Genomic DNA, 25445 nt, shown 5'->3' with positions numbered 1-25445 from the left:
GGCCAACGTGTTTTCAGTCCAAGAAAAGCGCAAGCAAAGCAATTGGAGGTATCGGTATATGGCCACTAAAGTGGGTATCAACGGTTTCGGCCGCATCGGCCGAAACGTTTTGAAATGCATATTGAGCGACAAGGAATGCGGCGAGCTGGTGGACGTTGTGGCCATCAACGATCTCACCGATGCGGCGACCCTCGCCCACCTGTATAAATACGATTCCGTGCAGGGCGTCACCAAGGGTGAAGTGAAGGCGGACGGGGACAACCTGATTATCGATGGAAAAAAGATCAAGGTCCTGTCTGTGAAGGATCCGGCCGAACTCCCATGGAAAAATCTGGGCGTTGATGTGGTGATCGAGTCCACCGGCATCTTCACCAAGCGGGATGCCGCGGCCAAACACCTGACCGCCGGGGCGAAGAAAGTCATCATTTCCGCACCCGCCACCGATCCGGATGTGACGGTGGTGCTGGGTGTCAACGAAGGCAAATACGACCCCAAACAGCATTCCATCGTTTCCAATGCCTCCTGCACGACCAACTGCCTTGCTCCGATGGTGAAGGTGCTGCATGACCGGCTCAAGATCAAGAAGGGGTTGATGACCACCATTCATTCCTACACCAACGACCAGCGGATTCTTGACCTGCCGCACAAGGACCTGCGCCGGGCGCGGGCGGCCAACCTGTCGATGATCCCGACCACCACCGGAGCGGCGAAGGCGGTGTGCATTGTCCTGCCGGAGCTCGAAGGCCGACTCGATGGCATGGCCATCCGTGTTCCCACCCCCAACGTGTCGCTGGTGGACTTCGTGGCCGAAGTGGAAAGAGATACCTCGACAGAAGAAGTCAACTCCATGTTCCGCGAAGTGGCAGAGGGTGAACTCAAGGGCATCCTGCGTCTGGAGGAACAGCCGCTGGTGTCGATCGATTTCAATGGCGACGAGGACTCTTCGATCATCGATGGCCCGTCCACCAAGGTCATGGGAAAAAACATGGTGAAGGTGCTGTCGTGGTACGACAATGAATGGGGCTATTCCTCACGCACGCGGGATATCTTGAAGTTCATGATCAAAAAAGGAATCTGAGCGCCAACGGACAATGGGCTTTATGCGAAAGATCCTGATTGCCGGCAACTGGAAAATGAACAAGACCCTTTCCGAGACGGAGGGGTTGTTGCAAGGGCTGGTCCGGCGGCTGGATTCCAGTTGTCCGGCGGAAGTGGTGGTGGCACCGCCGTTCACCTCGCTTTCGCTTGCGGCATCCCTGCTTAAGGGAACCGGTATCGGGCTTGCCGCACAGAATGTGTTTGCCGAAGACGCTGGTGCCTTTACGGGTGAGATTTCGGCGCCCATGCTGGTGGAGGCGGGGTGCGGCTGGGTGATTGTCGGCCACTCGGAGCGGCGGCACCAGTTTGGCGAATCGGAGGCCCTCATCAACCGAAAGGTCAGGCACGCTCTCGATCATGGCCTCAACGTCATCCTTTGTGTTGGTGAAACCGAGGTCGAACGCGATGCAGAGCAGACCGAACACGTGGTTCATCTGCAATTGACCGAAGGCTTGAAGGACGTTGAGCCGTCTGCGGTCGGAAGGGTGGTCGTCGCTTACGAACCGGTGTGGGCCATCGGTACAGGTAAGAACGCCTCTCCGCAACAGGCTGAACAGGTGCACTGCCTGATCCGTCAATGGATCGGCGAATTGTATGGGCCCGCCGCCGGGGAGTCCATACGGGTTCTTTACGGCGGCAGTGTGACGCCGGAGAACAGCCGCGGTCTTCTTGGGGAGGACAACATCGATGGCGCTCTGGTGGGCGGCGCGAGTTTGGACGTGGATTTATTTTGTGCTATTATTGGCTCGGTTGAGTGATTCTTAGGAGGTTGGTTTGCATACGTTTGTTACGGTATTACACATTGCCGCCGCAGTTTTCCTGATACTCGTCGTCCTGCTGCAGTCCGGCAAAGGCGCGGCCATGGGAGCGGTGTTCGGTTCCGGGTCCAGCCAGACCATGTTTGGCAGCAGTGGAGCGGGAAATTTTTTGACCAAACTCACCACCGTTGCGGCCATCGTGTTCATGATCACGTCCCTCAGCCTGGCGACGGTGCTGTCCAGCAAAAAGCAGGATTCCGTGATCAACGAAGTGGAAGAAACCACGACCATCCCGACCCAGCCAGCTCAGGACAACTCCAAGAAATAAATTCGCTTAAATGCCGATGTGGTGGAACTGGTAGACACGTGCGCTTGAGGGGCGTATGGGGCAACCCGTGGGAGTTCGAATCTCCCCATCGGCACCATCCACTTGCCTTCGCCGGCAAGGGCCTCCGAATTTGAATCATGCAGATTCAAACGCTGGGCGACCTGTTTGCCCATCCAAGCTTCCAGACCCTGTTCCTCACCATCCTGATCGTCTTCGCCAACATCATCATAGGTGTCAGCATGCTTCCCCAGGACCGGCGAAAGCGCTTGTACCAGTTGCACCGTTACGTTTATGTCGCGTCGATCGCCATGTTGGGTTTGTTTCTCTATGTCAACCACCAGCTTGGGAACAATGACGGGTTCATCTACTTTGTTGCCGCCTACTTTCTGACTGCCATCCCGTTGAGCCGTAAAATGAACGTCACTCTGCATGCGGTGATCGCGTCCGTCGGCCTGGTTCTGTTGATCGGCATGGCTGCCTTGAACGTATTATAAGCCAGAAAGGGCAATTGCGGCGGGTTTCGGGATTGTGCTTTAATGTGGGTAATTCAACCGGTGCATGACGATGGAAGTGTTTGAATGAGCCAGTTTGATCTCGCCATCCTGGGAGGTGGCACTGCCGGTCTCGCCGCCGCCCGGCAAGGCAGTGACATGGGCGCCCGCGTGTGTCTCGTAGAGATGGATGCCCTGGGTGGCCACTACCTGAATCGTGGACTCCACCCTGTGCGCACCCTCCTTGCCGACCCGGAATTCGGGGCCGTTCGGCCTGTCGATTGGGAAGGTGTGCGGACACGTTTTTCCTCCATTGCTCAGGCCGCTTCGAACCAGGCGAGGCATGACCTGGAAGCCTCCGGCGTGACCCTGATCGAAGGCAAAGGAACCCTTGCCGGAACCGGTACCCTGCGCGTTGAAACGGAAAAGGGCAAGCAGGAAGTGCAGGCCGATAATGTGGTTCTGGCAATGGGTTCGGACGCCGAATCCATTGCCACCGTTCCCTTCGATGAAGACACCATCCTTCCTGTCGACCGGTTTCTCGAACTGGAGACATTACCGGAGTCGATCCTGATCCTGGGAGACGGGGTGGCGGTGATTGAAACGGCGCTCTTCTTTAACCGCCTGGGTACCAGGGTGTTCCTGTGCAATGAACAGAAACGCATGATCGCCGACCGCGACCCCGAACTGATCGATGTCCTGGAAGCCGGTTTGAAGCGGGCCAAGGTCAAATCCCTGTTCAATAAAAAGATCCTGTCCATTTTGAAGCAAGACGGTGGTATCGATATCACTCTGGATGGGGGAATCAAGTTTTCCGTCGAAAAAATCCTGGTTGGATACAGGCGCGTGGGGCGCACACCGGGTTCGTTGGACGCCGCGATGGGCATGGAAATGGGAGACCGTCGTGAAATCTGGGCCGACGCCTGCATGCGTACGTCCGTTAAGAATGTGTTTGCTGCGGGAAGTGTGACCGGGCACGAACGTTCGCCGGAACACTCCAGCGAGGAAGGCCGCACCGCCGCACAGAACGCATTGGGAAAAGAAAGAATTCTGGACCCGGGTGGCATTCCTTTTCGCCTGCATTCCAATCCGCCCCTGGCTGCGGTGGGTTGCCGGGCGGAAGACGCACACCACAAGGGATACCTGAAACCGGTGGAAGGCCGTTTCAACGGGTTGCCATTGAATGCGGACGAAATTCCCGGTCAGGGTGGCGGGTTTTGCAAATTGCTGGCCGACCGGGAGAGCCGGAAAGTCATCGGTGCACAGATATCCGGAATCGGCGCTTCCGAAATGCTCACCCTGGCGACGCTGGCCATTCAACGGGGCATGACAGTGAAGGCGCTGACACAACTTTTACCCGGTTTTGGGGACTCCGCAATCGGGGTTTTGGAAGCCGCGCGGGCCTGCCTGCGAGGTTTGACTCCAAGGCGATAATTCAAGGGTTTGTGATGTAACTATCTTACCTTGACTCCATTTTCTAATTATGTTAAAAACCATCCTTTGCTAGAGTGGTATGTCCATTCTTGGCTGACTATCCAGGATTTCAGGATTTATATAAACAATTGAGTTAAAAGAACTTATGGCACAGCCTTCCAAAAATCCAAACATCCCCCCGGCCAAGCCTGCGGCCAAGGACAAGGGCGGTAAAGAGAAACCCAACAATCTTTACTCAAGACGGGATTTTTTCTCGTATGCCGGTTGGGCCGGGTTCATGGCCACTTTGGGTTTGTCATCCGTTTATTTTCTCCGCTTGTTGTTCCCGCGTGTGTTGTTCGAGCCGTCTCCCAAGTTCAAGGCTGGCAAGGTGAGTGATTACACAGTGGGCGAAGTGAGCACCAAGTGGGTCAAGGATCAGCGTGTCTGGATTGTGCGTGAGGAGCAGCGGCTGTATGCGATTCTCGCCCGCTGCACGCATCTGGGTTGCACGCCCTTGTGGCTGCGATCGGAAGGTAAGTACAAGTGCCCCTGTCATGGCAGTGGTTTTACAATGGATGGAATCAATTTCGAAGGTCCGGCTCCACGGCCTCTGGAACGGTTAAAGGTAGGAATTGCCCCGGACGGTGAAATTGTGGTCGATAAAAGCAAGGTGTTTCTGTACGAGAAAGGCGAGTGGGAAGAGCCGGGTTCTTACCTCAGAACCTGATGGGCATGATCCCGTACTCGCCTTTTTTTATTAGATTAATCAGCAGTGTTTAGGAGATTGAGTTTTGGCTAAACCCAAAATTCCGAATTTTGAAGAGATCAAAGAGTCCATCAAAAGCGGAAAGCTTTTTGAGGAAGCGGCGGAGAAGATCACCGAATCCCAGGTTTGGACCTCGTCGTTCCGCCATGGATACGCCGACACTCCGCGGAACCGCGTTTTGCAGATCGCGAGTAACGTCTGGCTCCACCTGCATCCCGTAAAAATCCACCGCCATGCGTTGCGTATCAAATTCACATGGTGCATGGGTGGGATTACCTTCCTGCTTTTTCTTTCCCTCGTTGTGACGGGCATCATCCTGATGTTTTACTACCGTCCGGTGGGAGAGTACGCTTACTATGACATGAAATACCTGCAGTATGACGTCCCGTTCGGCATGTTGATGCGGAACATGCATCGATGGGCGGCGCACGCGATGGTCATTACCGTCTGGCTGCACATGTTCCGGGTGTTTTTGACAGGCTCGTACAAACCACCCCGCGAGTTCAACTGGGTTATCGGCGTGTTCCTCGTGACCTTCACGCTTCTCCTGAGCTTCACCGGTTACCTCCTGCCGTGGGACCAATTGGCGATGTGGGCGGTCACCGTAGGCACCAACATGGCGCGGGCGACACCGTTCCTCGGGTCTGAAGGTCCTTTTGCGGAATATGTGGGTGTGACGGCAAGGTACGACGCCCGTTCCATGCTGTTGGGCGGCAGTCTTGTCGGGCCGCCGGCGTTGCTCCGTTTTTACGTATTGCACTGCATTCTGATACCTCTGGTGGCCGGCGCCCTGATGATCGTCCATTTCTGGCGAATCCGAAAGGACGGAGGCATCTCCGGACCGCTTTGATATGTTGTTGTTCACGTTTCGCTGATTGAAACTTTTTTGAAGGATAGGAAGTCTTTCTATGGGGACCGCAGAGAAACCACCTGCCAAGCCACCCGCCAAACCGGCCGCCAAGGCGCCGGCTAAAGCGGCTCCGAAAAAGAAAGTAGAGGATCTGCCGGAGAAGGTCCACGTCTGGCCGTATCTGGTCCGTCTGGAATTTCTCTGCGCCATCATCGTCAGTGTTCTGTTGACGGTGTGGTCGATCACCATCGATGCGCCGCTTGAAGAAGCGGCCAATCCGACCAAGACACCCAACCCGTCCAAGGCGCCGTGGTATTTTCTCGGCCTGCAGGACATCCTGGTTTATTTCGACCCCTGGTTTGCGGGTGTTGTGGCGCCGGTTCTCATTATCGTTGGGCTCATGCTGATTCCCTATCTCGATGTGAACCCCAAGGGCAACGGGTACTACACCTACACCGAGCGTAAGCTGGCTATCTGGGTTTACAGTTTCGGCTTTCTCGTTCTCTGGATTGCGCTCATCATCATGGGCGTGTTCCTGCGGGGTCCGGGCTGGAACCTGTTCATGCCCTGGCAGTACTGGGATCCGCACAAGGTGGTGGCCCTGACCAACGTCGATCTTCCCTATGCACTCGGCGTGCGTACCTATGACATGGCCATGCTGGTGGGTGGTGTCGTGGTGCTCGGTTATTTCGCCGTCGGGACCGCCGTTTATTTTTTCATGGAGAGAAAAGCCCTCAAAACAGTAGGCTTCCTCCGCATGTTCCTAAAGGTGCAATTGTATTTGATCATGATCGGTATCGTCATCAAGATCGCCCTGAGGCTCGGGTTCAATATCAAATACATTTGGGTCACCCCCTGGTTTAACGTTTAACGGGCTTTTCAGAAACATCCATGGCTGAAGAAACTAAAGATCCCCAAGAGGAAGAAAATAAGGAAGACTCCGCGTTCCAGGATGGGGAGTTTGATGAGCGCACTTCGTACAGCTTTCTGTTTTTCCTGTGTTCCGGCGCCTTGCTGTTCGTGACCCTGTGGGCTTTCTGGGATGACGAATTCATCCGGCGCGGCTACAAGGATTTTCAGGATACCTACAACGAGGCCCAGTACGAGCGCACGCGTGCGGAATACGTGGAAGTCACCGAGAAAATCGAAGGGCGTACCGAGGAACTCCGTCAGGCCATTGCCAAGGAAGAAGAGAAGCTGGAAAATGATGAGGAATACCAGCAGCTCGCGGATGCGGCCTGGAATGCCCAGGTGGCACTGGATGATGCCAAGGAAGCTTTGAAATTCGAAAAAAGCCGGCTGGACGAATATTATTACTACTACAAAAAAGCCCAGCATGAAGGCAAGAATTATGAAGTCGAGCTGAATCGTGTTGAGGAGACCAAGCACCACATCGCCGATTTCGAGCCGATCATTGAAGACCTCACCCGCAAGCGCGATGACGCGGAAGCCAAACTTCTGGAGTTCAAGGTCCACAAGAAAAATCTTGAGAATGAACTGGTAGGCTTGACCAACCAGCAGGTCATCCTCGCCCAGAGAATGGATTACTACAAGCCCTTCAATCTGTTCCTGCGGCCCGCTGAGATCAAGCAAACGGTCATTCCCGGTTCCGCCAAAAACAAGTTTGGCGAGATCATTTACAAAGTGGACCGGTGCCACACCTGTCACGTTTCTTTTAACGATCCCTACTATAAAGATTTCAAGGAACCTCTCAAAACCCACCCGAACCGGGAAATCCTGATTGAACACCACGATCCTCTGGAAACGGGATGCACATGGTGTCACAGGGGGCAGGGGACGGCCACCGCACCTACGGAAGATGCCCATGGCTCCCATCATGAAATGGACCAGACCCTTGGCATCAACGAACCCCTTCTTCACGGCAGTCTCATGCAATCGAACTGCACCAACTGCCATGCCGAAGTGGTCAGTCTGAAAGGGGCTCCCATCCTCACCAAGGGCAAGAAGCTGTTCCTGAAGCTGGGTTGTCATGGTTGCCACCTTGTTGAAGGGTTTGCGGAAGAACGCAAGGTGGGCCCGAGCCTGCGAAAAATTGCCGCCAAGGTCGATCCCAGCTGGTTGTACCGGTGGGTAAAAAAGCCGAAGGATTACCTGCCGGAAACGCGCATGCCGGATTTTGGTTTGAGCGACGAACATGCGCTCGCCATTTCTGCTTACCTATGGGATAAATCCGAAAAGGGGTACCAGCTACCCGAAAAATTCAAAGGGGGCGATCCCAAAAAGGGTCAAGAGCTTTTTGAATCTGTAGGGTGCCAGGCCTGCCACAAGCTGAAAGGGAAGGGTGAACGGTTCGCCCCGAACCTGAGTAACATCGGCGAGAAGGTTTCCGCCGACTGGATAGTGAGCTGGCTAAGCAATCCGCGCGATTACAACCACGAAAGCAAAATGCCCGATATGCGCCTGAGCGTGGAAGAGGCGTCAAACATCGCCGCGTATCTGATCCAGTTTGGGAAACCGGTGGAGATTCCCGGAATCGAAAGGAAATACAAGGATCCGGATACCATCGCGTTTGGTGAAAAACTGGTAAGAAACCGGGGTTGTTTTGCCTGCCACAATGTTCCCGGAATGGAAAAGGAAGGCCGCATCGCGCCGGAATTGTCTTCATTCGGAAGCAAACAGGTTCGCGAGTTGGAATTTGCCGATACGCACATCCCACACACATGGGAGTCCTGGACGTATAACAAACTAAAAAATCCCACGGTGTATCGCACCGAACGCATTCTCGATAAAATGCCGGACTTCGAGTTGGCGGAAGATGAGATCCAGGCCCTGATGGTTTTCCTTCGCGGATTGAATGGTTTGTTCATACCCGAACGTTACAAAAGGAATTACTCCCAGGATGAGTTGACTATTGAGCGCGGCCGGAGATTGATCACGCAATTCAACTGCCGCGGTTGCCATATTGTGGAAGGGTATGGCGGGGACATCCAGGAACACCTGAAGTCCACGGCTCAGTATCCGCCTCCGCTTGAAACCAAAACCTATCACGTGGGTGATCGACTGAAGGGATCCTGGCTGTATTCCTTCATGAAGAAACCCACTCCTGTGCGCAAATGGGTTGAGGTTAAAATGCCAACTTTCAACCTGACCGATTCCCAATTGCGTGACCTGACGGCATATTTCGAGCTGGTGGCTCCGAGTGAAATCAAATACGAAGCAGGAGTTCACCTGAAGAAAGACAAGGCGTCCATTGAAAACGGCGTCAAGATGGTCAACTACATGGAATGCGGCAAATGCCATGATGGTGGCGACAAGGGAATCGAATTCAAGATCGCACAGGAACGCCTGCGCGAGGAATGGATTCCCAAATGGTTGAAGGATACACGTGAAATGATTCCCTGGACGCCGATGCCCAACCATTGGCCGAAGGAGGACGGGGATTACACCATCCAGACCAAATTCCATAAATTGAGTACGATTGAAAACGGCGATATTGACAAGCAGGCCCAGGACATTACCGACCTGCTGGTTTCCTACGACAAGCCCGGAGTCGATATGAGCCTGTCTCTCGAAGAGGAAGATCCCTTCATGGACGGTTTCTTTGATGGGGGTTTTGGTGAACCTCTGGATGAGGAAGAAGACGACTCGGAAGCCGGGGATGAAGAGGATGATGAGGACGACGAGTTCGCCGACGACGATTTCTGATTTTGTTAGACAGACCGGGTTTGTTGTATAATCCGGTAGATTTATTGCTCATCTGTTAGGAAGGTTGAAAACATGCAGCCCTCAGCTTTGGAAAACTTTCTTTTGATCGCGCTGAAACCGGACAACATGCCCATTGGCGGCATGCTGTTCATCGTTGCTTTTGTTTTCTGGATAGCCATTCGCCAGATGATCAAGCATGACCGGTTGATCAAAGAAGGAAAGAAAGAAAAAATATTCGATGAGATGATCAAATAAGTGCAAATATTCATCACGGTCATTGTTGCTTTTATTCTGGGCCTGGTCCTCATTTTTTTTCTCAAAAACACCCAGCCCCAGGCCCCCCGCGAATCCATTCAGTTCGATAACGATAACGAAAAACCTTCCTACCTGCAGGACCCCGACGAATTTCGTTCCAAGTGCCTTGAGTTTCTTGAAAAGTTCAACCTGGAATACCGCCACTCGGTCTGGGCCAACGACTCCGAACTGGAAATAGACATGCAGGACGAAACCCCCGTCGTGGGTGGCAAGTACCTGGCGCTCTGCATTATCAATCCTCCTTACAACCTTGTGGACGCCATGAAGGTAAAGGGGTTTCTGGATTCCGTCCGCGGCGAGGGTGCAGCGCGAGGCATCATCATCACCACCGGGTACTTTTCGGACGACGCCTACCGGCAGATTGAAGAAGAGCCGGTGGAACTGGTCAACGTCCACTCCTTCCTGAAGTACCTCAAAAGCTTCGACATTTACTGATACGGGCTCCCATGTCCCGCGAGATTTGGTCTGTCAGGCACTCTATGTTATACTGTCTGCCTTATGAAAATCTCAAAACTTATTGAAACCATACGCCCTGCGTTTTCTTTCGAGTTTTTTCCGCCGAAAGACGACGACGGGTTCAATCAGCTGTTCACCGCCATCGAAAATCTCAAGCCCTGCCAGCCGGTCTACGTGTCGGTCACCTACGGCGCCATGGGCAACACCCGCACCAAGACTCTCGATTTGGTCAAGCGCATCAAACGCGACCTGGACCTGGAAAGCATGGCGCACCTGACTTGCGTCGGTTCCAATTCCGATGAGATCGCCGAGGTGCTGGACGCCTTGCAGGACGCCGGGATCGAAAACGTGCTTGCCCTGCGCGGCGACCCGCCCAAAGATCAGGAATATTTTGTGCGGCCGAAAGACGGCTTTGGGTTTGCCAACGAACTGGTGGATTTCATCAAAAAAAGGGGTTACGACTTCTGTATCGGCGTCGCCGGGTACCCGGAGAAGCACATCGAGTGTCCGGACATGAACACCGACCTCGACAACCTTAAGAAAAAGGTCGATGCGGGGGCGGATTTCGTGGTCACCCAGTTGTTTTTCGACAACGATCACTATTTCGATTTCGTGGACCGGGCCATCGCCCGCGGCATCAACGTGCCGATCATCCCCGGCATCATGCCGATTCAGAACCTGAAGCAGATCAAGCGTTTCACGAAAATGTGCGGATCGACGATCCCCGATCCCCTGTTGTTGCGGATGGAAGCCCATTCGGAAGACACGGATGCGATCAAGGAAATCGGCGTCGAACACGCGACCGAGCAGTGCGAGGGCCTGCTCAACGGCGGCGCACCGGGCATTCATTTCTACACGCTCAACCGCTCCCGGGCCACCCTCAACATTTTCGAGAACCTGAAAAAACTGGTGGATATCACACCGAACCCCTGACCCTCTGCTGGTGATTGGCCGGTTGCGATGAGGATTTTCAAGGCGCTGACGCTATGGCTCCTGGTCTGTACCACCGCCTGTTCCCCCACGCCCGGCGTTTCTCCGGATCAGACCTTCGACATCACCGAGGATATGGTGATGATCCCGGCGGGCAAATTCCAGAGGGGCTGCGACGCCCTCGGGCCGGAACACGGCGCGCCCGCGCATGATGTGTACCTCAACGCCTTCATGATCGACAAGTACGAGGTCACCAACAAGAAGCTGGAAGAGGTGATGCCGGACCACCTTCTGCGCCGCAGCGCCTCATCCAGTTGCGATAACTGCCCCGTCTCCAAAATCACCTGGTACGAAGCCGCTGACTACTGCCATCTCATCGGCAAGGCCCTGCCCAGCGAGGCGCAATGGGAAAAGGCCGCCGGCGGAGCCAACGGCTGTGAATTCCCCTGGGGACCCGACTGGGACCCGGCCATGGCCTACGGCGGCAAACAGCTGGCGGACAACGCCGCCCCTGTTGGCCAGTACCCTCCCAACCAGTACGGACTCTACGACATGGCGGGGAACATGTGGGAATGGGTGGCAGACTGGTATTCTCCGCGCTTCTATTTTCTGGGAGAATTGATGTACAATCCGCGCGGACCCCGACGCGGCGTCATGAAGGTTCGGCGCGGCGGCGCGTGGTCGGACAGCATCAACGGCATGCTGGTCGGCTACCGCGACTGGAGTTATCCGTTCTCGCGGAGCTTCAGCGACATCGGGTTCCGCTGTGTCATCAACCTGAAACCACCGTCATGAGCGCCACACCCAAACTCGATTACATCAACCGCCTCATCCGCGAAAACCTGAGCGAAGACGGCGACCTGGAACTGAAAGGCCTGTTCATAGGCGATGAGGGCTTGACTGCGCTGTGCGAGGCGGAGCGGGTGGAGGAGGTCGTCAACCTCGACCTCAGCAAAAACCACCTCACGCACAAAGCCATCCCGGCATTCGCACAGTGTCCCCGGTTCGCCAACCTGCGCCGGCTCTACCTGGGCGAGAACCAGATCGGGGACCGTGGCGCGGTGGCGCTGGTGGAGGCGGACTTCTGCGCCAATCTTCTGCAGTTGGACCTGCGCATCAACGACATCGGGGAAGAGGGTGGCATGGCCCTCGCGGAAGGCCCGTTCAAGAAACTGCAGGTGCTCATTTTGCAGGACAACCCCATTGGCGACGACGCGCTCATCACCATGGCGAAACATCCCGGTTTCGCCAACGTGCGCAAACTGAACATATACCGGACGAACATCAGCGATCGCGGCATCAAGACGCTGGCGCGGTCGAAAGTGTTCCAGAAGGTGAAGCACCTGAATGTGGCGCGGAATGTACTGCGGGTGGATGCGGCGGTGGCGCTGGCCAACACTAAGACCTTGCAGAACGTCGAGACCCTGCTGATGTTCGACACCTACATCGGCGACAAAGGGGTCGAAGCCCTCTCCCAGTCCAAGTGCCTGCCGAAGTTGAGGACATTAAGGCTTACTTAGATCACCAATACCGTTCTTCCAGCCAGGGGTTGGCGTTGTTGTTGTAACCGCGCTGTTCCCAGAATCCGAGTTCGTCGTCCTCGCGAAAGACAATCTCGCCGATCCATTTGGCTCCCTTCCAAGCGTACAACTGCGGCGTGATCATGCGCACCGGCCCGCCGTGTTCCTTCGACAGTGGCATCCCTTCCCACGTGTGGACCAGCAGAACATCGTATTTCATGGCTTCTTCGATCGGCAGGTTGGTGGAGTAGCCGTCGTACGCCTTGATGTACACGTAGCGCACTTCCTTCTGCACCCGGCAATGGTCCGCCAGATCCGAGAACCGCACGCCTTTCCAGCGGTTGTCCAGCCGGCTCCACGAGGTGACGCAATGGAAGTCCGACACATCCTCCACCTGCGGGAATTTGTTGAACTCCTCCCAGTTGAACGTCGCCGGGTAGTCCAGAAGACCCGACAGCGTCAGCGACCAGTTCTCCAGCGGGATTTCCGGCTGGAAGCCGAGGTCGAGCACCGGCCAGCGGTCGGTGACGTTCTGCCCCGGCGGGGTTTTGGGCATGCCGTCGCGGTTCAGCGGGCCTTCGCCCATCGGCACCTCGCCGGTCCACTCTTTGCCCTCCTGCCGGGCTTTCTGGTACTGGATCATCGCTTCCCGGGTGCGGATGCGCTTGGAGTTGGGATCGGGGACAGGGTATTCCATAAAAACCTTTGAATTCACTTCAATTACAAAAACTCCGCCGGAAACGCCGGGGAACGGGACATCAGGGCCATCCTTTTTTGGATGGAGCCTGGAGAAAATGGTTTCGAATAATTAAAATCCATTTAAAAACAATAATTTAAATCCACCCCGGAACTTCTCCAAAAGGGCCAATAAAGCCTAAAGCAATTTTTCGATTATTCCGAAAAGAGTTAAAGGCATTAACAGCGGAGACGTCAACGCAAATGAACTTGAAAATCCTTACCTTCAACTGGCACGAACCCTACATCTGCCTGATGGCCCACACGGGGTATGAATTCCACATAATCGAGCCGGAAACCGGGGCCGGTCAGCGGAGGCAATGGGACCGGAACATGCGGCCGCTACCGGAAAACGGTCGCATCGTCAGTGAGAAAGAAGCCCGGCAGGATCTCGATGAAGGCAGCTACGCCCTCTTGGTGGCGCATAACATGAGGGACCTCGCGTGGGCGCGGGACTACGACCTGCCCAAGATCGCCGTTTTTCATAACAAATTCACCACCGAGGCCGGGTTGAGCGGCAACCAAGTGGATAAGGAAGAATACCACCGCATGGTTGAGGACCTGACCCGCGACGTGCACCGCGTTTTCATCTCCCAGAGCAAGCGCGACGACTGGGGGCTGGAAGGGGACATCATCCGGCCCGGCCTGCCGCTGGACGAATACGGCGGCTACGACGGGAGCGGGGGATTCATCCTGCGCGTCGCCAACAACCTGAAAGAACGCGACCTGATGCTGGGTTACACGGCGAGCTCGCAGATCGTCGAAGGATTCGATTGCGTCACCCTCGGACAGAACCCGCAGATTCCCGGAAGCCGCCTGTCCCGCGGATTCGAGGACCTGTGCGACCACTACCGCCGCGGACGCGTGTTTCTCAACACCACGGTGGACGGTTACGAGGACGGCTACAATCTGTCGATGCTGGAAGCCATGGCCACCGGCATGCCGGTGGTTTCCACCCGCAACGCGACGTCCCCCATCGAAAACGGAGTGAACGGTTTTATTTCCGAAGACATCGCCGCCCTGCGTCGGGGGGTTGAGGAATTGTTGAATGATCCGGACAAGGCCCGCGAAATGGGTCAGAGAGCGCGGGAGACGGTGGGGCAGCTGTTCCCGATCGGTCGGTTTGTCAAAAACTGGAAGCAGGCGGTGCAGACGGCGATCGACCAGTTTCTCGTCCGCCATGAAGCGATGGAAGAGGGGGGCTCCGAAGGCTTTGGGGAGCTGCCTGAAAAACTCAATATCCTGATGGACACCAACGGCAATCCCGTCACCACCGCGCATTACCTGGAACGGGCGCTGCGCAGACAGCATGATGTCATTACCTGCGGTTCCGCGTTCACTCCCGAGCATCGCCGTAACTGGAACATGGGAGCCCTCGACTGGCCCGCCAACCAGCCGGAGATCAGGCGCGAACCGAATGAGTCCATCCAGTCCGTCATCGGAAAAATCCCCGCAGGCTGGCGGCCCAACCTGTACCTCTACGTAGAGACGGGATTGAACGTGATTCCGGCAGACCTGCACACGCTTCAAGTGCCGAAAGTGTGCTACCTGATCGACACCCACCTGAATAAGGATCAGCATCTTAAAATCGCGCAACATTTCGACATGGTTTTCCTTGCGCAAAGGGAATATGTCGATGAATTTAAAAAAGCGGGCATCCCTTATGTGGAGTGGCTGCCGCTGGCGTGCGATCCGGAAATTCATGGAAAGCAGGATTTGGAAAAAGAGCATGACGTCGGGTTCGTTGGAAGCATCCTTCCCAGCCTGCCGCGGCGCAAACAGTTGCTGGATAAACTGGGTGAACATTTTGATGTCCACATCGACCGCCAGTTCATGGAAAAAATGGCGGCGGTGTTCAGTCGGTCGCGCATCGTGTTCAACAACGCCGTGCGCAACGACCTCAACATGCGCGTGTTCGAGGTATTGTGTTCCGGCAGCCTGCTGGTCACAGACGAGGCAGAGGGAAGCGGCCTCATTGACCTGTTTGAGAATGGAAAACATCTGGTTGTTTATCAGGACGAGTCGGTCGTCGATACCGTGCGGCACTATCTGGCCAACCCGGAAGAAGCAGAGCGCATCGCGGAAGCGGGAAGGCAGGAAGTATTGGCGCGGCACACCTACGATCACCGCGCGCAGACACTGGTCGCTCATGTGAGAGAATGGATGAAGGCATTATCCACTCAGGAAATGGAAACGGTATCCCATGTTGGAGGAATTTCCGATTATTACCGGAATGTCCGCCGGGACCTGCTTCATCTGGTGCCTTTGGAGGCCCGGTCTGTACTGGAAGTCGGTTGTGGTGCCGGACATACCGGGAACGCCATCAAACAGAGGCAGGGCGCGTATGTTGCGGGTATCGAAATCAACACCCAGGCGGCCGGTGAAGCCCGCCGCAATCTGGATCGGCTGGTGGAAGGAAGCGTCGAGTCCATGGACCTGCCTTTCGAGGAAAAGAAATTTGACTGCATCCTGTTTGCGGATGTCCTGGAACATCTCGTGGATCCGGCAATGGTCTTGCGTAAAACCCTCCCTTATCTCAGTGAACAGGGGGTGGTGGTGGCGAGCATCCCCAATATCCAGTACCACGGCATCCTGAATCAACTGGGGGAAGGCAACTGGACCTATGAAGACGAGGGCATACTAGACCGCACGCATCTGCGGTTTTATACCCTGAAGGAAATTCAAAAACTGTTTGCGGAAACGGGATACGAAGTTCAGGTTGTGGAAGAAAACCTCGATCCTCAGTATGAAAAATTCGCTTCCTCCGGCCGGACCAGCCTGCGCACCGGAAGGGTGACGATTTCAGACTTGACGCCGGAAGAACTGAAACGGTTTTTCGTAATCCAGTACAAAATTGTGGCCCGTCCGGCCAAGAGAACGGTACCCCATTCGCTGAATACGGGAGACCTCCGAAGAAAAACAGGAAAACTGGAAAATTCCCGAAAAAACATCGAAGCGATTCTGGGCATGAACACAAGCCATGTCAACGGCATGGCACATGTGGAAAAACCGGAAAAAAGCGAAATCACAAAAAGTGAGGTTTGTTCATGAGCCGGTTTGAGGCAAATATAAAAATTCTTGAAAGAATGGATCCTCATTTGGCCGCTCGGGTGAAATCGGAACCGGTTTCCGAAAACATTTCAATTGCCCGCTCTGTGGAAGGCATGCCCGTTCCCATTTACGGGAATTATTCCCTGCACAGCACTTATTATCCGGAACGGGATGCGGCGGCAAGCATTCGTGAATTCCATCCAGAGTCGAGTTCCGTAATTGTGGTCCTCGGTCTCGGGTTTGGATACCACGTCCGGGCTTTGCTTGACCGGTTTCCAAATAAGCTGGTTGTTATTGAGCCAAAAATGAGCCTGTTCCGGGTATATCTGGAACATGTGGACCTCAATGTATTTGCCGACCGGGTTCAGTTCCGTGTTGATGAGCCCCCTCCCAAAATCCTGGCCAGAAGCAATACAAGCAACTGGGATGTGTTTGTGCATGCTCCCTCCACTTTTATTTCACCAGATTATTTCCAGAAGATGAGCCAGTGCATTCGGGTAATGGAAGTGCTGGAAAACAATTCCCTCCGGATACTTGTAGTGAATCCCGTTTACGGTGGTTCATTGCCCACCGCCCGGTTTTGCAAGGAAGCGCTGATTTCCATGGGGCATGAGGTCGACAGTTTGGACTGCGATCGTTTTAAGGATTCTTATTTTGAGATGCAGAAAATCACCAAAATTGAGAACAATCAGCGGTCACTGAATAACAAGTTTTTGAGCCTCATGGGAGATGCCGTAGTGGCGCGGGCGGTCGAGTTCAAGCCGGACCTGGTACTGGCTCTGGCGCAGGCCCCGATGAGCCCGGAAGCCGTGACCAAATTGAAGGAAATGAAAATTCCCGTGGCTTTCTGGTTCGTTGAAGACTTCAACACCCTGACTTACTGGAAGGATGTGGCAGGTCAGTACGACTATTTTTTTACAATTCAGCAGGGGGAATTTTTCAATAAATTGAAGGCGCAGGGACTGGATAATTTTTATTATCTTCCCCAGGCGGCACACCCCGAGACTCAGAACCCTGTGGAATTGGATGAAGACGAGTATAAACAATTTGCCGCGGACCTTTCATTCATGGGGGAAGGTTATTACAACCGGCACAGGGCCTTCACCCGCCTGTTGGACCAGAATTTCAAGATTTGGGGAACGGGCTGGAACCAGAATCCCGTTTTCTGGCCTCATTTGCAGAACAAGGGTGAACGGGTGAGCAGCGAGGATTGCGTTAAAATTTATAACGCCGGTAAGGTTAACCTGAATCTTCACTCTTCAACCTATCACGATGGAGTCAACCCGAACGGCGACTTTGTCAATCCCCGTACTTTTGAGATCGCTGCTTGCGGCGGATTCCAACTGGTGGATGAACGGTCGGAACTTGGGGACTGTTTTCGAATTGGCGAAGAGATGGTTACTTTCTCGAACCTGGAAGAAATGCGAGCCAAGGCCCTTTATTATCTCGATCATCCTGAAGTACGCAGGATGGTTGCAGAACGGGGGCGGCTGCGTGTCTTAAGGGAACACACCATAAGACACCGCATGCATGAAATGTTGTTGCACATTTACTCCGAAAGGGAGCAGGAACTGGAAATCCGCACGAGCAGTCGTGAAAGTGAATTGGATCGGGCGCTTGCCCAGGTGGCGGACGATTCGGAACTTCTGGAGTTTCTGGAACCCTTTCGTGGTCAAAGGGACTTCAAATTTCAATCTGTAATCGATCGAATCAATGAAGATGAAGGGTCTTTTAAAGATCCCGAACTCCTTTTCCTGATGGTGGATCAAATCATTCCTAAAAAGAGCTGACTATGGCCAAGAATATTCTCATACTCAATCAGACGCGAATGGGGGACCTGGTCCAATGCACCCCGCTTATCGCCGGCCTTCGCAGGAAACACCCTGATGCCAGAATCACTCTTGCGGTAAACAAGTCGTTTGAAGAGTTCGCCAGAAAAATTCCTCACGTGGATGAGCTGGTGGTGTTCGATATCACGCAATACAATGACCGTGACTGGGGACGGGAAGTCATTTGGGTGACGCTGGCAAAATATCTAAAAGCATGGCTTGATGCGTTGCGGACCAAACAATTCGACATGGTGGTCAATCTCAGCCATTCTATTCTCAGTGCATACATGATCAAGTATCTGCGGATTCCCGAAGCTCGCGGGTTCTGCTGCAATGAAGAAGGAAACCGTAAAACCGAACATCCCTGGTTTCAGTATTTTTTCACAGAACCCATGAACCGTGCATACAACACCTTCAATCTAGTAGATATTTTCGGAAGGGGAGGGGACATTGAACCCGTCACCCACGGTCTTCGGGTGGATCATGGGGCTGAGGATGATGCGGCCGTTGAGGATCTTCTGAAAACCTATGAACTGGATAAGGACGAACTGGTGATCGGCATTCAGGCCGGGTCCAGTATTGCCGACCGCCGCTGGCCCGCGTCTCGTTTCGCAGAACTGGCAGACCGGCTGATCGAAAACCACAATGCCCGAATCATTTTATTCGGGGTCAAATCGGAGATGGAACTGGCGGAACAGATTTCCGGTTCTTCCAGTCATTCCGACCGAATAGTAAACCTTTGTGGACGGACTTCCATTACCCAGCTTATCGGCATGCTCAAACGCTGCCGGTACCTTGTGACCAATGATACCGGTACCATGCATATTGCGGCGGCTTTGAATGTTCGAATCGTGGGCCTGTTTTTTGCGCACGCGCATCCGTATGAAACCGGGCCCTTTTCAGAAGGCGACCTCATATTTCGTGCAAACATTCCCTGCGCACCATGCAGCTACCAGGTTCATTGCAGTAACGTGATCTGCATCGACAAAGTCCAGGCACGGCATGTGGAGGCCATGATCAGTGGCCATCTTCATACCGGTGGCTGGCAGGTTCCGGATTTCATGAAGAACCTTGCTGAGGTCGACCTTCTGGAATCAGGTTTCGACGAAGAAGGTTATCTCGCCTTCAAACCGCTAATTCGTCATCCACTGAATTTAGAAACCCTGTTCGCTCAAGCCTACCGTCGCATGTGGAGGGATCGCCTCCTGGAAGTTCGCGAACATCCCACATTGGGTTCCATGGAAGCCATTACCCGGTTCCTGGAGCAGCATTTTATTATTGAAAAGGACAATATTCTTTTGGGTGCGGTTCAGGAGAAGAGGAAGGAACTGGAAAGACTCATCCGATTCGTATCTGATGGCCAAATAGTCAGCGAAAAGCTGATGTCTGTTTACAGGGAGCGGGGGTTCGACAAGCCCCGGATCCAGGCACTCGGCGAGCGGATAGCAGGCATCGATAACGCCATTCGCAGAGCCGGATTGACCCATCCTGAACTCAACCCCCTTTGCGACATGTTCGATCGCAGAAAGGAAAACTTTGAGGGAGAGGACTTGTTGGACCTGGCCGGGAAAACGCAGGAATGTTACCGCAAATTTGAAATGGAAGCCCGGTCCCTTAACGAAATCATGGGCTTTTTAACCGAATTTCTGGATGGGAGCCGGATGGAAATGGGTCAGGCGGAAGTGAGTTCCAGCAGAATGGCCGTTCCAGGCAGGTAAGAAGGTGAGGGCGAGGTTCCGCGATCTTTGAGGTAACCCTCCAGGAATTCCAGGGCGGCGCCGCCACCCGTAGATACGAAAAAATTGGACGCGAAGTAGTTGCACAGGGTGTATTTGTCCACATTATTGAACCCGATGGACAACAACGATGCATTGATCGTTTTGTGCAACTGCTGAATGATCCTCCCCCGCACCTGGTATTTCATTCCTTCCAGATTGAGCTTGTTGAGAATTGCCGCGGAGTCGCCCCCGCCGATGACAACAGACATGTTTTCGTTGCTTATGGCGGCGGAAAACAGCAGCTCTGCAAGCTTGACCGAACCTTCAGCATATTGCTCCGTCTGCGGGTGATCGTAGGCACCGAGCGGACCGTTCCAGAATACATTCTGAATTTCTCCTGATTGCCCTTCCAGCAGGATTTTGCGGGCGTAGTTTTCAATGGTACGCGGCCCCAGGTCCAGTTGGAAATCTTCCTCAAAGTCCGGCTCGTCCTTCACCACGTACTCGGTTTCAAAATAATCCTTGGTGATCTTGTAGTCGTCCGGAAACACGATACTGACTTCATTGGCTTCGGCAAGCTTCAAGATTTCGTCCGCGTAGCACACTTCCTTGACAACATCCGCCTTTTCTTCTTCCGTCTTGTTGAGAAACAACTTGGCGGGAAGATCTTTCTGCTGGAGTGTGGGAATTTTTTCGGCAAACTTTTGTGCCAGCAGAAAAGCATTCACCATTCTCCCACCAATAAAGATGAGACGGATCCGGCTGTCCACAAACTGTTTCAAAATGCCGATTTTATCCGCAATCTTAGCCCCACCGGCAATCACCGCCGTTTTTTCCGGGTAATCCAAAGCCTTTTGAGCAAATTTGCCGAGGCGGTTCACTTCAACATTTAGAAGGCTTCCCGCTACCACGGTTTTACCCTGCATGCGCATTTGTTGTGGAAGCAACTGGATGCTCTTGCTGACCCGGTGACTGCATCCGAAGGCGCAGTTGATGAAAATGTCCGAACAGGTTGCCACTTCCTCCATAAACTCCTGGCGGTAGGTGTCCGGATTGTTGGGCTCCAACAGGTATCGGAGATTGGGCAGGAATTTGATACCTCCCCGAGGCAGGCGGTGATTGGAAATGATATTCAGCGAATCTTTCAGGTGGGAGTCGGTAATTTCCGGCGGGAAAATCGTGTAGGTGTCCTCGTATAATTCCCGTATCAGTGTGTCAAAGTGGGAGCAGACAAACTGAATGTTGAAGACTCCGTCCCATCCCATAAAATCCTTTTTCTTATGGGGTCGACCCAGGTGGGAGCCGATGATGATCCGGCAATTGCCATCGGTGAGCTCGTGAATTTTCTTGAAAGTGGTGTCTACGAAACGTCGAATGCGGGTGTCGTCGGCGACGCGGTATCCTTTGCTGGTGTTGACCAGGGGAACGTTGAAATCGACTCGGATGAATATAGTTTTTTCGATGAGGTCTGCCGGGGTCAAGTCATCCACACACGGCATTTTGGCGACGTTTTCCATGAGGAAAAATGACCTAATTAACTGATTTTATGTGTTATAATTGAAAAGTTAGGAAGGCCGATTCCAAGTTTTCCGCCGAAGCCCGGAACGATGCTTGCCTCCCAATGCGAAGCTTTTGATTCCATTCATAAAATAACACAAATTACCGTTTTTGAAATAATATTCGTTTTGTTTTATCATGTCCAAGGCAGGTAGTCGGCGAGGACTTCCATGCGCCAAATTGAAAGGCCATCAATGATATGTCCAAAAAGAAAAAACTGTTAATCAATGCGGAACACCCCGAAGAATGCCGCGCCGTAATCATCGAAGATGGAACAATCCAAGAATACATAGTAGAACACTCCTCCCGGGAGCTCCTGAAAGGAAACGTCTATCTGGGCGTCATCACCCGGGTCGAACCCGCCATCGAGGCCTGCTTTGTTGATTTTGGTGGTAAAAAGTACGGCTTCCTCCCATTTAAGGATGTTCTGAGAGAATCGTACCTTCAGACAGGGGAAAGGAAATCAAAAACCAGGATCCAGGATGTGCTCATCCGCGGGCAGAAGCTCCTGGTGCAGGTGGTTAAGGAAAGCCGCGACGCCAAAGGGCCTTCCCTGACCAACGCGGTCACCATTCCGGGCCGGTTTCTGGTGCTCATGTGCTCCAAGGAAACCAGCGGAATCTCCCGGAAAATCGAGGATGAATCCGAGCGTAAGAAAATGAAGGAGGTGCTTTCGGATCTCCAGTTGCCGGAAGATATGGGCGTGATCCTGCGCACTGCCGGCATGGGGCGCACCAAGCTGGAATTACAGAAAGACCTTCAGATGCTCATGAAGATCTGGGAGGGAATTCAGGAAAAACTTCAAGACCCCGAAACCAAGGGTCCGTGCCTTCTCTACAAGGTGCCGGATATGGTGGTGCGCACCGTGCGCGACCATTTCACCAACGACACCTCTGAGATCATTGTGGACAACGCGGAATCCTACAAGGCGGTGAAGGAGTTCATGCGCCTGGTAATGCCGCGGATGCGCAATCGGATCAAGTATTCCCAGGAAACAAAACCCATTTTTTCCCAGTACAAGATCGAAGAGCAGATCGAAAACATTTATAAAAAACGTGTCGATCTGCCTTCGGGGGGATCGCTGGTATTCGATGTCGGAGAAGCCATGGTGGCGATCGACGTCAACTCCGGCAAAACCACAAGCTCCAGTGACCTGGAAGACACCGCCACACGCACGAATATGGAGGCGGCGGAAGAAATCGGGCGTCAGTTGCGCCTGCGCGATCTGGGTGGTTTGATCGTCATCGATTTCATCGACATGTTCTCGAAGAAGAACAAAAGCAACGTCGAAAAAGAAATCAAGAAAAGCTGTAAATCGGATAAGGCCCGTATCAATATTTCACGCATCTCGCGGTTCGGCCTGCTGGAAATGTCTCGTCAGCGCTTGTCCTCGCCGGTCAAGGAAGGGAACTTCGAGCAATGCGGTTTGTGTCAGGGCACCGGTTTCACACGTACTGAAAGTTCGTTGTCGTTGAGCGTCCTGCGCAAAGTTCGGGAAATTCTGGCCGATGGCAACGTAAAGGTTCTGGCCGTGGAGGTTTCCTCCGCAGTAGCCAGTTACCTTTTGAATCATAAAACAAAGTACCTGCAGGAGTTGCAGGACAAAACGCAATGCCTCATTCAGTTCACGGCGAAGGACCGCCTGGCGTATGAGAGCTTCTCTTATACCGTTCTGGAGCGCAAGCGCGAAGAAGAACGGCAAATGGAAAGTCGAGCTCGCGGTGTTGAGTTCCGGACCGCGGCACCGGAGACGGTCACCGGACGGACTGAAGTCAGAAAAGAACCCCGCCCGGACTCCCGCCCGGACTCCCGTTCTGAGGACCGCGGAGACCGGGACCGACGTGGCCGGGGACGTCGTTCCTCCAGCCGGGGGCGTTCCTCCCGTTCTGGAGATTCGCGCAGCGGTTCCCGTAATCGTTCCAACTGGACACCACGCGAAGAAGGGCAGGAGGCTGCCCCCGATACCATGGTGGACACACCTTTTCCGGGAAACGGTAAGGATGAGTCTCAAGAATCCGGTTTTGAAGCTCCACCGATTGTGACAGGCGATCCGGTTTTGCCGGTGGAGGAGGCATCTCCCGCCGTTGAAAATGAGGGCGTGGATACTTCTTCGAAGGCCGAAAGCCCGGGAGAGGACAAGCCCGCTTCCCGGGGAAGCCGGTCGGGCCGTTCCCGTGATGGGCGACGCAACCCGAATCGCAGGCGTGGAGGCAGCCGAACGCGCACACCCCGTAAAACGGTGGAAAAAACGGAAAGTGCGGAAAGTGAGGATGGTGGAGAGTCTTCTCCGCAACCGGTGGAAAATGTTTCCCGGTTGCATGAAGTGGTCCTCGACCCTCCATACAAGGCCGATGACCGGGGAGGGGACGAGCCAAAACCCATACGAGACGATCTGGCTTCCGGGCTTTAGCCCGGATTGCCGGATTCCGTCTTTCCAGCCGATTGCGCACAACGGAACCCCGTGTTCCAGGTGCGCATGGTTGGGGGCGCCACATTTCTGTAAGGAACCATGGCGAACTGCTCCATGAATCCGTGCTCGCGCTTGTTGTAGGCACCGCCGCGAATCACCTTGAAGTTCTCCCCGAAGTTGGCATCTTTGTGCTGGGAATTGGGATAGGGCTGGTACCAGCTGGTGGTCCATTCGGAAACATTTCCGTTCATATCCTGCACGCCGTAGATACTTGTATCGCTCTTCACACTGCCGACCGGCCGGGGTGTTTTTCCGAAATTGGCTTTGTTTTTGTCCAACTCATTTCCCCAGACGAATAACCGGCCATCCTCGCCACGTGCGGCCTTCTCCCATTCAAACTCCGTCGGCAGACGCTTGCCCAGCCACAGGCAATAGGCGTCTGCCTCGTACCAGCTGATACCGCGTACAGGATGATTGGCCCGTCCTTCCGCGTAGCGGGCGGAAGGTTTGAATGCCAGGAAATCAGCGTAGGTGACTTCAAACCGGTCGATGTAAAACGCATCCAAATGCATTTTCTGCATGGGCTGCGCGTTGGCGCTGGATGTCCGGTCGGACATGAACGCGGGTATGTTGTCAGATACGGGCATTCCGAGTTGGAACTCGCCTGCCGGAATCAAGACCATCGATTCCTTTTCGGATGCGGAGGAGAGTTGGCACGCCGGAAGCAACGAGAACACTACCAGAACCAGCAGTAGGGTTGCCTGCTTCAATGGCTGACCTGGGCTGTTTGCGGTTGGTCGATGGGGTTGGTGGGGAAGATGTTTTCCCCTTCCGGAACGTAACGGTATTCCAGCGTCAGGCAGGCGGCCTCGTCGCGCGTGCACATCATGGATTTACAATCGGATTCCGGACGTTCGCAATAGTAATTGATGATCTTCATTTTCACGAACCCGTCCCCGGTATCGATCAGGAAGACATCCTTTTTGGATTCCACATTGTGTGTGCGGGTGCGGTAAATGTACCAGTCAACCAGTGCCTGGTTGACGATACTGCCTCCCCAGCCCCGGTCATCCTGCTTGAAATCGGTCCGGGCTGCCGGGACATCTTGCACCTGGTCAAATTCCACCTGACCCAGGTTTTTTACCTGAACCGGTCCTTGTGGATTGGTGACGCCCCCGTTGGTGACAATCTTGGTCCGCTGGAACGCCAGGTCCCAGTCCAGCTTCTGCAGGCGGTGGGTGTCTTTTTCCATGTCCTCCACGCGGTGGATTTTACCGGTTGAAAAGTCGAGCAGGGCCCACGTATCCCGCGATTGCGCGTCCACCTTGATCAGGGGGTTGTTGGTTTCGTACCGATCCACCTTTTTGGGAGGGAGTGGTAAGTTTTCAAAATCCTCGATATTGGAGGACAGGTAATAAAACATCAGATTGAAAAAAACCGTGGCGCCCAGAAGGAGGAGGAAGGTTTTGGCTGTACTGTTCATAATGTCATTGTATCAAAGGGAGTGGGCTCTGTAAGTGGAAAACAGACTGGGAGTTTCGCCGATTTCTC

22 protein-coding genes and 1 tRNA gene are annotated in these 25445 nt (G+C 54.0%); 19 read left to right on the top strand and 4 right to left on the bottom strand.

Features of this window, described 5'->3' with window-relative positions; all coding sequences use genetic code 11:
• The first annotated feature begins 58 nt into the window (after positions 1-58).
• The 15 genes from gap to ACTRW9_RS11500 all read left to right on the top strand — a co-directional run bounded on the left by gap (position 59) and on the right by ACTRW9_RS11500 (position 12594).
• On the top strand, positions 59-1078 hold the full coding sequence (gene gap, locus ACTRW9_RS11570) for a type I glyceraldehyde-3-phosphate dehydrogenase (RefSeq protein WP_442429467.1): 1020 nt from the start codon (positions 59-61) through the stop codon (positions 1076-1078).
• 22 nt (positions 1079-1100) lie between these two features.
• Complete coding sequence (gene tpiA, locus ACTRW9_RS11565; protein ID WP_442429466.1) at positions 1101-1856, top strand: triose-phosphate isomerase; 756 nt, start codon at positions 1101-1103, stop codon at positions 1854-1856.
• 16 nt (positions 1857-1872) lie between these two features.
• A complete protein-coding gene (gene secG / locus ACTRW9_RS11560; protein WP_442429465.1) occupies positions 1873-2184 on the top strand; it encodes a preprotein translocase subunit SecG in 312 nt (103 codons plus the stop codon).
• Positions 2185-2196: 12 nt separating this feature from the next.
• A tRNA-Leu gene (locus tag ACTRW9_RS11555) sits at positions 2197-2281 on the top strand.
• Positions 2282-2321: 40 nt separating this feature from the next.
• The gene (locus ACTRW9_RS11550) at positions 2322-2678 is read left to right on the top strand and encodes a hypothetical protein (protein ID WP_442425437.1); all 357 of its coding nucleotides are present in this window, start codon (positions 2322-2324) and stop codon (positions 2676-2678) included.
• A gap of 84 nt (positions 2679-2762) precedes the next feature.
• Entirely contained in the window at positions 2763-4109 is a 1347-nt protein-coding gene (locus tag ACTRW9_RS11545; RefSeq protein ID WP_442429464.1) for an FAD-dependent oxidoreductase, read from the top strand.
• 145 nt (positions 4110-4254) lie between these two features.
• Positions 4255-4818 carry a ubiquinol-cytochrome c reductase iron-sulfur subunit gene (locus ACTRW9_RS11540; protein WP_005010201.1) on the top strand — a complete coding sequence of 188 codons (564 nt, stop codon included), beginning with the start codon at positions 4255-4257 and terminating at the stop codon, positions 4816-4818.
• A 64-nt stretch (positions 4819-4882) separates the two neighbouring features.
• Complete coding sequence (locus ACTRW9_RS11535) at positions 4883-5707, top strand: cytochrome b N-terminal domain-containing protein (protein WP_005010202.1); 825 nt, start codon at positions 4883-4885, stop codon at positions 5705-5707.
• 58 nt (positions 5708-5765) lie between these two features.
• Positions 5766-6578 carry a Ubiquinol-cytochrome c reductase cytochrome b subunit PetD gene (locus ACTRW9_RS11530; protein ID WP_005010206.1) on the top strand — a complete coding sequence of 271 codons (813 nt, stop codon included), beginning with the start codon at positions 5766-5768 and terminating at the stop codon, positions 6576-6578.
• A gap of 20 nt (positions 6579-6598) precedes the next feature.
• Positions 6599-9373 carry a c-type cytochrome gene (locus tag ACTRW9_RS11525; RefSeq protein ID WP_442429463.1) on the top strand — a complete coding sequence of 925 codons (2775 nt, stop codon included), beginning with the start codon at positions 6599-6601 and terminating at the stop codon, positions 9371-9373.
• Between the two features lie 72 nt (positions 9374-9445).
• Positions 9446-9628 carry a hypothetical protein gene (locus tag ACTRW9_RS11520; protein ID WP_005010216.1) on the top strand — a complete coding sequence of 61 codons (183 nt, stop codon included), beginning with the start codon at positions 9446-9448 and terminating at the stop codon, positions 9626-9628.
• Positions 9629-10123: a restriction endonuclease gene (locus tag ACTRW9_RS11515; RefSeq protein WP_442425441.1), complete on the top strand. Its 495-nt coding sequence runs from the start codon at positions 9629-9631 to the stop codon at positions 10121-10123. It abuts the gene before it with no gap.
• A gap of 63 nt (positions 10124-10186) precedes the next feature.
• Complete coding sequence (metF, locus tag ACTRW9_RS11510; RefSeq protein ID WP_442429462.1) at positions 10187-11077, top strand: methylenetetrahydrofolate reductase [NAD(P)H]; 891 nt, start codon at positions 10187-10189, stop codon at positions 11075-11077.
• Between the two features lie 27 nt (positions 11078-11104).
• Entirely contained in the window at positions 11105-11869 is a 765-nt protein-coding gene (locus ACTRW9_RS11505) for a formylglycine-generating enzyme family protein (RefSeq protein ID WP_442429461.1), read from the top strand.
• Positions 11866-12594, top strand: a complete 729-nt coding sequence (locus ACTRW9_RS11500) for a hypothetical protein (protein WP_442429460.1) — start codon at positions 11866-11868, stop codon at positions 12592-12594. Before ACTRW9_RS11505 ends, ACTRW9_RS11500 begins: the two co-directional genes overlap by 4 nt.
• Position 12595: 1 nt before the next feature.
• Here ACTRW9_RS11500 and ACTRW9_RS11495 read toward each other — a convergent pair whose 3' ends face one another.
• Positions 12596-13291: a sulfite oxidase-like oxidoreductase gene (locus tag ACTRW9_RS11495; RefSeq protein ID WP_442429459.1), complete on the bottom strand. Its 696-nt coding sequence runs from the start codon at positions 13289-13291 to the stop codon at positions 12596-12598.
• A gap of 242 nt (positions 13292-13533) precedes the next feature.
• Here ACTRW9_RS11495 and ACTRW9_RS11490 point away from each other — a divergent pair, with 242 nt between their 5' ends.
• From ACTRW9_RS11490 to ACTRW9_RS11480, 3 genes are read left to right on the top strand one after another with little or no spacing between them, the layout of a single operon-like run.
• A complete protein-coding gene (locus ACTRW9_RS11490; protein WP_442429458.1) occupies positions 13534-16380 on the top strand; it encodes a glycosyltransferase family protein in 2847 nt (948 codons plus the stop codon).
• A complete protein-coding gene (locus tag ACTRW9_RS11485; RefSeq protein ID WP_442429457.1) occupies positions 16377-18170 on the top strand; it encodes a glycosyltransferase family protein in 1794 nt (597 codons plus the stop codon). Before ACTRW9_RS11490 ends, ACTRW9_RS11485 begins: the two co-directional genes overlap by 4 nt.
• Positions 18171-18172: 2 nt before the next feature.
• Complete coding sequence (locus ACTRW9_RS11480; protein ID WP_442429456.1) at positions 18173-19927, top strand: glycosyltransferase family 9 protein; 1755 nt, start codon at positions 18173-18175, stop codon at positions 19925-19927.
• On the opposite strand, the gene ACTRW9_RS11475 is transcribed toward ACTRW9_RS11480, so the two are convergent.
• The gene (locus ACTRW9_RS11475) at positions 19882-21444 is read right to left on the bottom strand and encodes a phosphoglycerate kinase (protein WP_442425451.1); all 1563 of its coding nucleotides are present in this window, start codon (positions 21442-21444) and stop codon (positions 19882-19884) included. The genes ACTRW9_RS11480 and ACTRW9_RS11475 overlap by 46 nt on opposite strands.
• 239 nt (positions 21445-21683) lie before the next feature.
• Between ACTRW9_RS11475 and ACTRW9_RS11470 the strand changes: the two genes are divergently transcribed.
• Positions 21684-23894: an Rne/Rng family ribonuclease gene (locus ACTRW9_RS11470; RefSeq protein ID WP_442429455.1), complete on the top strand. Its 2211-nt coding sequence runs from the start codon at positions 21684-21686 to the stop codon at positions 23892-23894.
• On the opposite strand, the gene ACTRW9_RS11465 is transcribed toward ACTRW9_RS11470, so the two are convergent.
• Both ACTRW9_RS11465 and ACTRW9_RS11460 read right to left on the bottom strand, forming a co-directional pair.
• A complete protein-coding gene (locus ACTRW9_RS11465; protein ID WP_442429454.1) occupies positions 23891-24577 on the bottom strand; it encodes a formylglycine-generating enzyme family protein in 687 nt (228 codons plus the stop codon). The two genes, ACTRW9_RS11470 and ACTRW9_RS11465, sit on opposite strands and share 4 nt — an antisense overlap.
• 83 nt (positions 24578-24660) lie before the next feature.
• Positions 24661-25377 carry an HmuY family protein gene (locus ACTRW9_RS11460; protein WP_442429453.1) on the bottom strand — a complete coding sequence of 239 codons (717 nt, stop codon included), beginning with the start codon at positions 25375-25377 and terminating at the stop codon, positions 24661-24663.
• Positions 25378-25445: the final 68 nt, after the last annotated feature.

Origin of the sequence: Nitrospina sp. 32_T5 (genome assembly GCF_052156635.1) — a bacterium.
Classification (GTDB): domain Bacteria; phylum Nitrospinota; class Nitrospinia; order Nitrospinales; family Nitrospinaceae; genus Nitrospina.
The sequence above is the reverse complement of the archived record's forward strand: the minus strand, read 5'-3'. Positions and strand labels throughout refer to the sequence as shown.